This is a genomic window from Kitasatospora sp. NPDC003701 (assembly GCF_053587085.1).
The window spans coordinates 31,030-43,613 of the sequence record NZ_JBSFNM010000002.1 but is presented as its reverse complement, the minus strand read 5'-3'; the positions used below and the strand labels follow the sequence as shown (position 1 = coordinate 43,613).

Below are 12,584 nucleotides of genomic sequence, written 5' to 3'. Positions count from 1 at the left end.
TCGCCGTGCTACAGTCGACTCAGTTGCAGTTTTGGTTCCCATGAACGTTTGTGTGCGCCTGCTGGTTCAACCCAACAGGCGCATTTGTTTTGTCCGGTGTTTCAGTCTCCGGATGGGGATCGCGGCTACTTGGGGTCCACGAAGTGTGGGCTCTGATGCCCCAGTTTTTTGAGGAGACGGTTATGGCTACCGGCACCGTGAAGTGGTTCAACAGCGAAAAGGGCTTCGGCTTCATCGAGCAGGATGGTGGCGGCGCTGACGTGTTCGCCCACTACTCGAACATCAGCGCTCAGGGCTTCCGTGAGCTCGTCGAGGGCCAGAAGGTCGAGTTCGACGTCACGCAGGGCCAGAAGGGCCCGCAGGCCGAGAACATCCGCGTCATCTGAGTCCAGCTTCCGAGCTGACTCGCGATCTCGCGTAGCGAGGGCCCGTACCGCACGGTGCGGGCCCTCGTGCATGCCGCCGAACGGCCGGGGCGGCGAACTCCTTCCCGACGGCCGACCAGCCCCGACCGGGCTGTGCCTCCCATCGGATGGAGAATCCGTGACCACCCCTGCCCGCTCGCCCCGTGACGGCGACCGCACCAACGACCGCGGCGGCGACCGCTCGCGCAAGCCCCGCACCGGCGGCGGCGCCCGCAACGGCGGCGCACCCCGCGCCTCCCGCGGCGGCGCCCCCCGCAACAGCGCCCCGCGCGCCGCCCAGGCGCCCGCCGACTTCACCGTCGTCCAGGGCACCCCCTCGCGGCCCCCGGCGGCGACCTTCGCCGAGCTGGAGCTGCCCAAGGGCCTCCTCAACACGCTGACCCGCGAGGGCGTCACCGCGCCGTTCCCGATCCAGGGCGCCACCCTGCCGGACTCCATCGCGGGCCGCGACGTGCTCGGCCGCGGCCGCACCGGCTCCGGCAAGACGCTCGCCTTCGGCCTGTCGCTGCTGGCCCGCACGGCCGGCAAGCGCGCCGACTCCCGGCACCCGCTGGCCCTCGTCCTGGTGCCCACCCGTGAGCTGGCCCAGCAGGTCACCGACGCGCTCACCCCGTACGCCACCGCCGTCAACCTGCGGATCGCCACCGTCGTCGGCGGTATGTCGATCACCCGGCAGGCCAACGCCGTGCGCCGTGGCGCCGAGGTCCTGGTCGCCACCCCGGGCCGGCTGGACGACCTGATCAACCGCGGTGACGTCCGACTGGGCGACGTGGCCATCACCGTCCTCGACGAGGCCGACCAGATGGCCGACATGGGCTTCCTGCCGCAGGTCACCAAGCTGCTGGAGCAGGTCGCCGAGGGCGGGCAGCGGATGCTGTTCTCCGCCACCCTGGACCGCAACGTGGACCGGCTGGTCAAGCGCTTCCTGACCGACCCGGTGACCCACTCGGTCGACCCGTCGGCCGGCGCGGTGACCACCATGGACCACCACGTGCTCCAGCTGGACCCGGCCGACAAGGCCTCCGCCACCGCGCACATCGCCTCGCGCGACGGTCGCGTGATCATGTTCGTGCACACCAAGCACGGCGCCGACCGCCTCGCCAAGCAGCTGCTGGCCAACGGCGTGAAGGCGGCGGCCCTGCACGGCGGCAAGTCCCAGCCCCAGCGCAACCGGGTGCTCGACCAGTTCCGCGACGGCCTGGTGACCGCGCTGATCGCCACCAACGTCGCCGCCCGCGGCATCCACATCGAGGGCCTCGACCTGGTCGTCAACGTGGACCCGCCGATCGACCACAAGGACTACCTGCACCGCGGCGGCCGCACCGCCCGGGCCGGCGAGTCCGGCACGGTCGTCACCCTGGTCCTGCCCGACCAGCGGCGCGAGGTCAACCGGCTGATGACGGTGGCCGGCATCCGCCCGACCACGACGAAGATCCGCCCGGGCGACGCCGAGCTCACCCGGATCACCGGCGCCCGCACTCCCAGCGGCGTGCCCGTCGCCGTGGTCGTCCCGGCCCCGGCCGCCGCCCCGGCCGCCGAGGCGAAGGCCGGCGCACCCCGCCGCCGCCCCGCCAAGCGCTCCGGTCTGCCCGCCGACGTCGACATGAACGGCAACCCGCGCCGCCCCCGTCCCAAGCAGCGCCTCGGCGGTGCCGGCGGTGGCCAGGGCGGTGGCGGCAGCCGCCAGGCCGCCGGCTTCATCGGCCGCTCCTCCGGCCGTCCGCAGCCCGGCTCCGGCTCCAAGACCGGCGGCAACTACGGCACCGGCCGCCAGCGCCGCAAGGCCGACTGAGTCCTCCCGGACGAACGGCCCGGCTCCCCCGCATCGGGGGAGCCGGGCCGTTCGCATGGTGGCTCTCGCCGGACAGCACCGGAGTGCCTCGGCCGGCGACCTCGTGGTCGCCTCGACCGCGGCGTACCGCGGGCTCGTCGTGCTCCACGACGATGCGGACCACCGCACGGTGGCCCGGCACGCCCCCGACCTCCGGGAGCACGGCGTCCTGGACCACGCCTGAGCCGTGGGCGTCGGCGCGCCGCGTTCAGGCGGTGAGTGCGGGGGCCGTCCGGGCCCGCGCGCCGGCGGCGTCGTAGCGCTCCAGCAGCAGGGCGGCGACCTCGGGGGCGGGGCCGAGGACGTCGGCGAGGAGGTCGGCGCCCGCGGCGGCCTCGGCGATCCGGTCGGGGAGCCGGCCCGGGGCCAGCAGGTACGGCGCGACGGCGACCCGGGCGGCGCCGGCGGCGCGCAGGGCGGCCACGGCCTCGGGCACGCGGGGGCCGGCCGCCGAGGCGTACGCGACCTCGACGGCGGCCCAGCCCCGGGTGCGGCGCCACTTGGCGGCGACCGCGCGGGTGGCGGCGTCGGCGGCCGGGTCGGAGGAGCCGGCGGCGGCGAGGACGAGGCCGGTGCGGGCGCGGACGGCGGGGGAGGAGACGTCCAGCCCGGCCTCGGCGAGCCGCCGGTCCAGGGCGGCGAGCAGCAACGGGGAGGGGCCGAGCACGTCCGCGACCGGCAGGCCGGCGCCGGCCGAGCGCAAGGCGGCGGGGACGTCGTGCTTGGCGTGGAAGGCCCGGTTGAGGAGCAGCGGGACGGCGACCGCGCGGGCGCCGAGCCGGCCGGCCACCTGCGGGATCCGCGGCGCGCAGTGGTCCAGGTAGGCGGTGGCGAGCTCCAGCCCGGGGCGCAGCACCCGGACCTCCTCGGCCAGGGCGGCCACCGTGGCGGCGTGCCGGGGGTCGCGACTGCCGTGCGCGATCAGCAGCAGGGCGGGGCGGTCCGCCGCCGGGGTGGCGGCGGCGGACAACCGGCGTTCGAGCATCGGAGGAGCCTTACTTGACGGAGGCCAGCAGGCCGCGGTTGCGCAGCACCCGGCGCTCCAGCGGAGCGAAGAGCAGGAGGTCGATGGCGATGCCGACGAACAGGATGAGGACGATGCCGAGGAGGACGCCGGACATGTTGGACGACTCGCGCTGGTTCTCCAGGAACCGGCCCAGGCCCAGGCCCAGGTCGGGGGAGGAGGCGACGAGTTCGGCGGCCATCAGCGAGCGCCAGGAGAACGCCCAGCCCTGCTTGAGGCCGGCCAGGTAGCCGGGGAGGGCGGCCGGCAGCAGGATGTGGCGGGCGTTCGACACGCCGGTGGCACCCAGGGTGCGGCCGGCCCGGAGGAAGAGCGGCGGCACCTGGTCGATGCCGGCCACCAGGCCGTTGGCGATGGAGGGGACGGCGCCGAGCAGGATGACGGCGTACATCATCGTGTCGTTGATGCCGAGCCAGATGACGGCGGCCGGCACCCAGGCGACCGAGGGCAGCGACTGGAGGCCGGAGAGCACCGGTCCGAGGGCGGCCCGGACCGGCTTGACCCGGGCGACCAGCAGGCCGATCGGGGTGCCGATCACGACGGCGATCAGGAAGCCCGATATGCCGCGCCAGACGCTCGTCCAGACGATGCTGAGGAGCGTCCCGGCCTCCCAGAGCTCGACCAGCGAGTCCCAGACGTCGGCGGGGCTCGGCAGCTTGTAGGAGGAGGTCAGTTCGAGGCTGTAGGCGCCCTGCCAGACCGCCAGCACGAGCAGCAGCCCCAGCAGCGGGGGCAGTGCCTTCTTCCGCAGGATCTCGCCGAGCGGCACGCGCCGTACCTGGACGGCGTCCAGCGCGTCGAGTCCGGCGCCGACGTCGGCGATGTCCTCCGGCCGGTCCTTGGCCAGGGTGATGGTGCTGTCAGTGCTGGCCATGGCGGCGGATCTCCCCACGAAGTTCTTCGGTGATCTCGATGGACAGGTCGGCGACGCCGGAGGACTCGATGCGACGCGGCTGTGGCAGGTCGATCCGCCACTCGCGGGCGACCCGGCCGGGGCGGGAGGAGAGCAGCACCACGCGCTGGGCGAGCCGGACGGCCTCCCGCACGTTGTGCGTGACGAACAGGACGGAGAGCTTGTGCTCGGCCCAGATCCGGGTGATCTCGTCGTGCAGGACGTCCCGGGTGATGGCGTCGAGCGCGGCGAACGGCTCGTCCATCAGCAGGACCGAGGCGCCCTGGGCGAGCGCGCGGGCCAGCGCGACGCGCTGGCGCATGCCGCCGGAGAGCTCGTGCACGCGCTTGCCGTAGGAGCCGCCCAGGCGGACGAGTTCGAGCAGCCGCTCGGCCTCGGGCCGGCGCTCGGGGCGGGCCACCCCGGCGAGCTTGAGCGCGAGTTCGATGTTCTTCCCGGCGGTGAGCCAGGGGAACAGCGCGTGCTCCTGGAACATCAGCGCGGGGCGACCCCCGGTCACCTCGATCGAGCCCGCGGTGGGCTTGTCGAGACCGGCGACCAGGTTGAGCAGGGTGGACTTGCCACAGCCCGAGGCACCGAGCAGCGTGACGAACTCGCCGGGTGCGACATCGAGGGTGATGTCGTCCAGGACGTGCGTCTGCGCGCCGGGGCGGCCGAAGGACTTGTGCACGTGCGAGATCCGGACGGCGGGCGAGCCGTCGCGGGTGCCGACGCCGGCGGCGTCGTCCGAGGTGGTCAGTGCCGGGGACATCCGGGCACCTCCTGCAGGTGTGGTCATGGGCCCCTCCTCGGCCGTCGGCGGGTGAGGAGGGAGGGTGGCGAACTCTCGGAGCCGGGGTCCGGGCCCCGCCCGTCCCGTGAGCTGGGGGCATCGACTGGGCATCGATCGGGCGGGCGGGGGTCCGGACCTCGGGGCTTGGTCGCGGCAGCGCCCGAGGGTGCCGCGGGGTGTGCTACTTGGTGCCGAGCCCGGCGTCCGCCACGGGGCTCTGGCCCTTCTCCTTGAGCACCTTGTTGAGCAGCGTCAGGTCGTAGATCCCGGCCAGGTTCGGCTTCTTGAGCAGGCCGGCGGTGACGGCGTGGTCGGCCTCGGCCTGGAGGGTGTTGGCCAGCGGGTCGTCCAGGAAGTCGATGTCGGCCCAGGCCGGGTCGAGGATCTCCGGCGGCAGCGCGTTGCCGGCCTCCTTCTTGATGGCCTCGTTGGCGTCGGCCTTGGCCTTGTCCGGGTTGGCCTTGATGAAGGCGTTGGTGTTCACCGAGGCGCGCAGCACGGCCTCCACGACGTCCGCGTGCTCCTTGAGGAACTTCTGCGAGACGATGATGTTGGTGATCACGAACTTCTTGTCCGGCCAGACGTCCTTCTCGTTGAGCAGGACCTTCGCGCCGAGGGTGACCAGCTTGGACGCGGTCGGCTCCGGCACCCAGGCGCCGTCGATCGCGCCGGAGCTGTAGGCGTCCGGGGTGACCTTGTTGTCGGTCCGCACGACGGAGACGTCGCCGGCGCCGGTGTCGGGGTTGACCTTCAGCCCCTTGCCCGCCAGGTAGTTGAGCAGCGCCACGTCCTGGGTGTTGCCGCGCTGGGGGGTGGCGATCTTCTTGCCCTTGAGGTCGTCCAGGCTCTGGACCTTCTCGGGGTTGACCACCAGCTTGACGCCACCGGAGGCCGAACCGCTGATGATCTTCAGCGACTCGCCGTTGGACTGGGTGTAGCCGTTGATCGCGGGGGAGGGGCCGATCCAGCCGATGTCGATGGAGCCGGCGTTCAGCGCCTCGATCTCGGCCGGGCCCGCGTTGAAGACCTGGGGCTTGATCTGGGTGGCGCCCAGCTCCTTCTGGAAGAGGCCCTCCTGGATGCCGACCAGCGGGGTGCCGTGGGTCAGGTTGGCGAAGTAGCCGATCTTGACCGTGTCGGCGGAGAGCTTCACGCCGGAGGCGGAACCACCGGCGGCGGCCGGGGTGTTGGACTTGTTGTCCTCGCTCTTCGAGCCGTAGCCGCAGGCGGAGAGCAGGGCCACGGCGGTGAGGCCGGCGGCGGCGGCCGCGGCGGCGCGTCTGATCCGGCCGGCGGCGGGGCGTGCGGGGCTATGCGGGAGTGCCTGGTGCGGTGCCATGGGCGGAGTCCTGTTCACGGACGGACCGTCGCGGGGACGGTCCCGGGCGGGAAGTCGGTCGGTCGTGCTTGCGGCACCGGGGGGATGCCGGGCAAGCCGGGTCGGTGTGCTGTACCAGCTGTGGGGTGGGACAGCGGCCGGCCCGGTGACAGGGCTGGGGTCAGCCCTGTCGGCCCACACATCGGGTCAGGCCGCCCTGGCCGCTGCCGAGGACGCCGCTGCCGATGCGGCCGCCTTCCTTGTCCATGCCCGAGAACGCCTCGCTGGGCATCAGACCCAGTCCTCCTCTTCGGGTACGCGGGGTGCGTCGGTGCGTACGGTGTCGAAGGCCTCGCCCGCCATGCCGGCGGTGAGGGTGGTGCCGTCGGCCGGGTCGATCAGCAGGAACGAGCCGGTCCGGCGGTTCTCGCTGTAGCCGTCGAGCACCAGCGGCTCGGCGGTGCGCAGCACCACGTGGCCGATGTCGTTGACGTTCAACCCCTCGGCGCCGGAGCGCTGTTCGAGGCCGCCCTCGCTGATCGGCGAGGTGATGTCGATCCGGTAGGAGATCTCCTTGACCAGCGCGCGCACGGTGCGGGTGGTGTGCTTGAGCAGCACCTTGTCACCGGCGCGCAGCGGGCGCTCGCTGAGGTGGCTGACGGTGGCCTCGATGTCCTTGGTGGGCACCGGGGCCTCGCCGGCCGCGATCAGGTCGCCGCGGGAGACGTCGATGTCGTCGGCGAGGCGGACGGTGACCGACTGCGGGGCCCAGGCGAGGTCCACCTCCCGGCCGAGCGCGTCGATGCCGGCGACGGTGGTGGTGTGGCCGGACGGCAGCACCGTCACCCGGTCGCCGACCCGCAGCACGCCGGAGGCCAGCTGCCCCGCGTAGCCGCGGTAGTCGGGGTGCTCGTCGCTCTGCGGGCGGATCACGTACTGGACCGGGAAGCGGGCCGGCCGCAGGCTCGGGTCGCTGCCGACCGGCACGGTCTCCAGGTGCTCCAGCAGGGTCGGGCCGCCGTACCAGTCCATGTGGGCGGACGGCTCGACCACGTTGTCGCCGGCGAGGGCGGAGATCGGGACGGCGACCACGTCCTTGACCCCGAGCGAGGCCGCGTAGGCGGTGAACTCCTCGGCGATGGCGGCGAAGACGGGCTCGGCGTACTCGACCAGGTCCATCTTGTTGACGGCCAGCACGACGTGCGGCACGCGCAGCAGCGCGGCGACGGCGGCGTGCCGGCGGGTCTGCTCGACCACGCCGTTGCGGGCGTCCACCAGCACGACGGCGAGTTCGGCGGTGGAGGCGCCGGTCACCATGTTGCGGGTGTACTGCACGTGCCCGGGGGTGTCGGCGAGGATGAACCGCCGGCGGGGCGTGGCGAAGTAGCGGTACGCGACGTCGATGGTGATGCCCTGCTCGCGCTCGGCGCGCAGGCCGTCGGTGAGCAGCGCGAGGTCGGGGGCCTCCTGGCCGCGGCTCAGGGAGGCGCGCTCGACGGCCTCCAGCTGGTCGGCGAGCACCGACTTGGAGTCGTGCAGCAGCCGGCCGACCAGGGTGGACTTGCCGTCGTCGACGGAGCCGGCGGTGGCGAAGCGCAGCAGGGAGGTGGCGCTGTTCTCGGTGGTGGTGCTCATTTAGAAGTATCCCTCGCGCTTGCGGTCTTCCATCGCGGCCTCGGAGAGCTTGTCGTCGGCCCGGGTGGCGCCGCGTTCGGTGAGGCGGCTGGCGGCGATCTCGGCGATGACGGCCCGGATGTCGGTGGCGTCGGAGTCGACGGCGCCGGTGCAGGACATGTCGCCGACCGTGCGGTAGCGGATCAGGCGCCGCTCGACCGGCTCGTGCTCCTTGGGGCCGCCCCACTCGCCGGCGGTCAGCCACATGCCGCTGCGGGAGAAGACGTCGCGCTCGTGCGCGTAGTAGATCTCGGGGAGCTCGATGCCCTCGCGCTCGATGTACTGCCAGACGTCCAGCTCGGTCCAGTTGGAGAGCGGGAAGACGCGGACGTGCTCGCCGACCGCGTGCCGGCCGTTGTACAGCGACCAGAGCTCGGGGCGCTGGCGGCGCGGGTCCCAGGCGCCGAACTCGTCGCGCAGGGAGAAGACGCGCTCCTTGGCGCGGGCCTTCTCCTCGTCGCGGCGGCCGCCGCCGAAGACGGCGTCGAAGCGGTTGCGCTCGATGGCGTCCAGCAGCGGGACGGTCTGCAGCGGGTTGCGGGTGCCGTCGGGGCGCTCGCGCAGCCGGCCGTCGTCGATGAAGTCCTGGACGTGGGCGACGTGCAGGCGCAGGTTGTGCTTCGCGGCCACCCGGTCGCGGTACTCGATGACCTCGGGGAAGTTGTGCCCGGTGTCGACGTGCAGCAGCGAGAAGGGGACGGCGGCCGGCCAGAAGGCCTTGAGCGCCAGGTGCAGCATGACGATCGAGTCCTTGCCACCGGAGAACAGGATCACCGGGCGCTCGAACTCCCCCGCGACCTCGCGGAAGATGTGCACCGACTCGGCCTCCAGCGCGTCCAGGTGGGACAGCGCGAAGGGCCCCCCGGAGTTGCCGGGGTCGTCGGTGTGGACCAGGTTGTCGGTCGCGGTGGTCACGCGAGACCCCTCTCGGTCAGGAAGGCGTGGAGTTCGGCGGCGCTCTCGGCCACCTCGCGGCCCTGGGTCTGCAGTCGCAGCTCGGGGTCGGCGGGGGCCTCGTACGGGTCGTCGACGCCGGTCAGGCCGGAGATCTCACCGGCCGCCTGCTTGGCGTACAGCCCCTTGACGTCACGCTCGGCGCAGAGCTCGACCGGGGTGGCGACGTGGATCTCCAGGAAGTCGGTGCCCCGGGCGGTGTGCCGTTCGCGGACCGCCGCGCGAGAGTCCGCGTACGGGGCGATCACCGGGGCGAGCACCTTGACGCCGTTGGCGGCGAGCTTCTCGGCGACGAAGCCGATCCGGGTGACGTTGGTGTGCCGGTCCTCGCGGGTGAAGCCGAGGCCCTTGGAGAGGAACTCGCGGATCTCGTCGCCGTCCAGGACCTCGACCTTGTGGCCCTCGGCGCGCAGCCGCTCGGCCAGGGCGAAGGCGAGCGTGGTCTTGCCGGCGCTCGGGAGCCCGGTCAGCCACACGGTGGCGCCGCGCTCGCAGGGGGCGGCCGCGGGGGCCGCCTCTGCGGCTCCGTCGGCTGCCAGGGTGGTGGCTGTGCTCACGGTGGGATCTCCAGACGGGTAGTGACGGTGGATCAGATGTGACGGCGGGTCAGAGGTGGATGCCGCACTCGGTCTTGCCGGAGCCGGACCAGCGGCCGGCCCGGGCGTCCTCGCCCTCCTCGGGCTTGCGGGTGCACGACAGCGGCGAGCAGCCGACCGACGTGTAGCCCTCCCACAGCAGCGGGTTGAGCAGGACGCCGTTGGCGTTGACGTAGGCGTCCACGTCCTCCTGCGTCCAGCGGGCGATCGGGGCGATCTTGACCTTGCGGCGCTTGGCGTCCCAGGCGACCACCGGGGTGCCGGCCCGGGTGGGCGACTCGTCGCGGCGCAGCCCGGTGGCCCAGGCGTCGTAGCCGGCGAGGCCGCGGCCCAGCGGCTCGACCTTCCGCAGCGAGCAGCAGAGGTCCGGGTCGCGGTCGTGCAGGGCGGGCCCGTACTGGGCGTCCTGCTCGGCCACCGTCTGCAGCGGCTTGAGGGTGATGAGGTTGACCGGCATCACCGCGGCCACCGCGTCGCGGGTGCCGATGGTCTCCGGGAAGTGGTAGCCGGTGTCCAGGAACACCACGTCCACGCCGGGGAAGACCGAGGAGGCGAGGTGGGCGACCACCGCGTCCTCCATCGAGGAGGTGACGCAGAACCGCTCGCCGAAGGTCTCGGCGGCCCAGGTCAGGATCTCCTGCGGGGTCGCCTCCTCCAGCTCGCGGCCGGCGGCGGTCGCGATCGCCTCGTAGTCAGTCGTCGTGCCGGTCATCAGACGTACCCCCGTGAGTCGCCGTACTTCCGTTGGCCGCCGACAGCAGGCCCAGGAACTTCAACTGGAAGGCCCGGCGGCAGCCGTGGCATTCCCAGGAGCCGTGCCCGGTCTCGGACGGACGCAGGTCCTCGTCACCGCAGTAGGGGCAGAAGAAGGGTGCCGCTCGCTCACTCATCGCCCACCTCGCTCCGCTCGGCGTCCGCTTCGCGAGACACGCCCCTGCTTGCCGGTTCGCTCGCTCCGCTCGCTCATTGCCCACCTCGCTCCGCTCGGCGTCCGCTGCGCGAGACACGCCCCTGCTTGCCGGTTCGCTCGCTCCGCTCGCTCACGACAGCTCCTCCTCGCTCGCCCGGGCCGCCCACTGGGCGAAGCGCTCGCCCTCGGTGCGGCCGGCCTGGTAGCGGGTCAGCACGCGCTCGACGTAGTCCGGCAGGCCGTCCTTGGTGACCTTGAGGCCGCGGACCTTGCGGCCGAAGCCGGCCTCCAGTCCGAGCGCGCCGCCCAGGTGCACCTGGTAGCCCTCGACCTGCCTGCCGTCGGTGTCGGTCACCAGCTGGCCCTTGAGGCCGATGTCGGCGACCTGGATGCGGGCGCAGGCGTTCGGGCAGCCGTTGATGTTGATGGTCAGCGGCTCCTCGAAGTCCGGCAGGCGCTTCTCCAGCTCGTCGATGAGCGTGCGGCCGCGCTCCTTGGTCTCGACGATGGCGAGCTTGCAGTACTCGATGCCGGTGCAGGCCATGGTGCCGCGGCGGAACGGCGAGGGGGTGACGCGCAGGTCCAGCGCCTCCAGGCCGGCCACCAGCGACTCGACCCGGTCCTCGGCGATGTCCAGGACGAGCATCTTCTGCTCGGCGGTGGTGCGCAGCCGGTCGCTGCCGTGGGCGGCGGCGAGGTCGGCGATCTGCCCGAGCAGGGCGCCGTTCACCCGGCCGACCCGCGGCGCGAAGCCGACGTAGTACTTGCCGTCCTTCTGCCGGTGCACGCCGACGTGGTCGCGCCAGCGGCCGCTGGGCTCCTTCGGCGCGGGCCCGTCGACCAGCTGGTACTTGAGGTACTCCTCCTCCAGCACCTGGCGGAACTTCGCCACGCCCCAGTCGGCGACCAGGAACTTCAGCCGGGCGCGGTTGCGCAGCCGGCGGTAGCCGTAGTCGCGGAAGATGCCGATGACGCCGCCGTAGACGTCCGCGACCTCGTCCAGCGGGACCCACGCGCCCAGGCGGACACCGAGCTTGGGGTTGGTGGAGAGGCCGCCGCCGACCCAGAGGTCGAAGCCGGGGCCGTGCTCGGGGTGCTCGACACCGACGAAGGCGATGTCGTTGATCTCGTGCGCGACGTCCAGCAGCGGGGAGCCGGAGACGGCGGACTTGAACTTGCGCGGCAGGTTGGAGAAGTCCTTGTTGCCGATGAAGCGGCGCTGGATCTCGTCGATGGCGGGGGTGCCGTCGATGATCTCGTCCTCGGCGATGCCGGCCACCGGGGAGCCGAGGATGACGCGCGGGGTGTCGCCGCAGGCCTCGGTGGTGGACAGGCCGACGGCCTCCAGCTTCTCCCAGATCGCGGGCACGTCCTCGATCCGGATCCAGTGGTACTGGACGTTCTGCCGGTCGGTCAGGTCGGCGGTGCCCCGGCCGTACAGCTCGGAGACCTCGGCGATCGCCTTGAGCTGGGCGACGGTCAGCCGGCCGCCGTCGATGCGGACGCGGAGCATGAAGAACTCGGCGTCCAGCTCGTGCGGGTCCAGGATCGCGGTCTTGCCGCCGTCGATGCCTTCCTTGCGCTGGGTGTAGAGGCCCCACCAGCGCATCCGGCCGCGCAGGTCGGCGGGGTCGATCGAGTCGAAGCCGCGCTTCGCGTAGATCGTCTCAATACGTGTCCGCACATTGAGACCGTCGTCGTCCTTCTTGAACTGCTCGTTGGCGTTCAGAGGAGTGAAGTGGCCCATGCCCCACTGACCCTCACCGCGGTGACGGGTCACCTTGCGAGGCGCGGCGGGGCGGCGCGCCTCGGCGCGGTCGGCCGTGGGCTCGGCGGTCTCGGGGGTGGTGGCCATGGTGAAGTCCTTCGGGGCAGGTGGCTCTGACGCCGGGTGGGTCGCTGGGCGTGTCCGGCCCGGTGCTACTGCTGTGACCTGCGGGTTTCTCAAGGCCGGGAGAGCAGTGACCGTGGCCGGGCGGGCGCCTGCGCATCCTCTGTGGCGGGGATGGCGAGGTGGTGGCGCCGGGTGCGGTGGGTGGCGGCGGGGTTGGGCTCAGATCACCGGACAGATGGCGCTGGACACGCGAAGGAGATCGACGTGGAGTCGACCTACTAGGGTGGTTCCGGCGCTAGGCATGGCAAGAGATTCGCACGGCGCACGACACGA

14 protein-coding genes are annotated in these 12,584 nt (G+C 72.5%); 3 read left to right on the top strand and 11 right to left on the bottom strand.

The annotated features are described in order from the left end of the window. Positions 1-182 precede the first annotated feature (182 nt). The 3 genes from ACWDRR_RS02345 to ACWDRR_RS02335 all read left to right on the top strand — a co-directional run bounded on the left by ACWDRR_RS02345 (position 183) and on the right by ACWDRR_RS02335 (position 2,440). Positions 183-386, top strand: a complete 204-nt coding sequence (locus ACWDRR_RS02345) for a cold-shock protein (protein WP_329487154.1) — start codon at positions 183-185, stop codon at positions 384-386. Positions 387-543: 157 nt separating this feature from the next. Continuing rightward, a complete protein-coding gene (locus ACWDRR_RS02340) occupies positions 544-2,217 on the top strand; it encodes a DEAD/DEAH box helicase (protein WP_449770292.1) in 1,674 nt (557 codons plus the stop codon). A gap of 55 nt (positions 2,218-2,272) precedes the next feature. Then, a complete protein-coding gene (locus ACWDRR_RS02335) occupies positions 2,273-2,440 on the top strand; it encodes a hypothetical protein (RefSeq protein ID WP_449770291.1) in 168 nt (55 codons plus the stop codon). A 24-nt stretch (positions 2,441-2,464) separates the two neighbouring features. Here the strand turns inward: ACWDRR_RS02335 and ACWDRR_RS02330 are convergent, their stop codons facing one another. From ACWDRR_RS02330 to ACWDRR_RS02280, 11 genes are all read right to left on the bottom strand, one after another. Beyond that, a complete protein-coding gene (locus tag ACWDRR_RS02330; protein WP_449770290.1) occupies positions 2,465-3,241 on the bottom strand; it encodes a sirohydrochlorin chelatase in 777 nt (258 codons plus the stop codon). Between the two features lie 10 nt (positions 3,242-3,251). Beyond that, a complete protein-coding gene (locus ACWDRR_RS02325; protein ID WP_449770289.1) occupies positions 3,252-4,154 on the bottom strand; it encodes an ABC transporter permease in 903 nt (300 codons plus the stop codon). Then, entirely contained in the window at positions 4,141-4,944 is an 804-nt protein-coding gene (locus tag ACWDRR_RS02320; protein ID WP_449770527.1) for an ABC transporter ATP-binding protein, read from the bottom strand. The genes ACWDRR_RS02325 and ACWDRR_RS02320 overlap by 14 nt, the downstream gene beginning before the upstream one ends. A gap of 202 nt (positions 4,945-5,146) precedes the next feature. Beyond that, on the bottom strand, positions 5,147-6,304 hold the full coding sequence (locus tag ACWDRR_RS02315; RefSeq protein WP_449770288.1) for an aliphatic sulfonate ABC transporter substrate-binding protein: 1,158 nt from the start codon (positions 6,302-6,304) through the stop codon (positions 5,147-5,149). Positions 6,305-6,574: 270 nt separating this feature from the next. Next, positions 6,575-7,918, bottom strand: coding sequence for a sulfate adenylyltransferase subunit 1 (locus ACWDRR_RS02310; RefSeq protein ID WP_449770287.1), 1,344 nt, complete (start codon positions 7,916-7,918; stop codon positions 6,575-6,577). Continuing rightward, positions 7,919-8,851: a sulfate adenylyltransferase subunit CysD gene (cysD, locus tag ACWDRR_RS02305; RefSeq protein WP_449770526.1), complete on the bottom strand. Its 933-nt coding sequence runs from the start codon at positions 8,849-8,851 to the stop codon at positions 7,919-7,921. A gap of 17 nt (positions 8,852-8,868) precedes the next feature. Next, entirely contained in the window at positions 8,869-9,450 is a 582-nt protein-coding gene (gene cysC / locus ACWDRR_RS02300; RefSeq protein ID WP_449770525.1) for an adenylyl-sulfate kinase, read from the bottom strand. A gap of 67 nt (positions 9,451-9,517) precedes the next feature. Then, complete coding sequence (locus ACWDRR_RS02295; protein WP_449770286.1) at positions 9,518-10,219, bottom strand: phosphoadenylyl-sulfate reductase; 702 nt, start codon at positions 10,217-10,219, stop codon at positions 9,518-9,520. After that, positions 10,200-10,397, bottom strand: coding sequence for a hypothetical protein (locus tag ACWDRR_RS02290; protein WP_449770285.1), 198 nt, complete (start codon positions 10,395-10,397; stop codon positions 10,200-10,202). Before ACWDRR_RS02290 ends, ACWDRR_RS02295 begins: the two co-directional genes overlap by 20 nt. Positions 10,398-10,547: 150 nt before the next feature. Next, entirely contained in the window at positions 10,548-12,272 is a 1,725-nt protein-coding gene (locus ACWDRR_RS02285; protein WP_449770284.1) for a nitrite/sulfite reductase, read from the bottom strand. A 198-nt stretch (positions 12,273-12,470) separates the two neighbouring features. Beyond that, positions 12,471-12,554 carry a putative leader peptide gene (locus tag ACWDRR_RS02280; protein ID WP_329492070.1) on the bottom strand — a complete coding sequence of 28 codons (84 nt, stop codon included), beginning with the start codon at positions 12,552-12,554 and terminating at the stop codon, positions 12,471-12,473. Between the last annotated feature and the right edge of the window lie 30 nt (positions 12,555-12,584).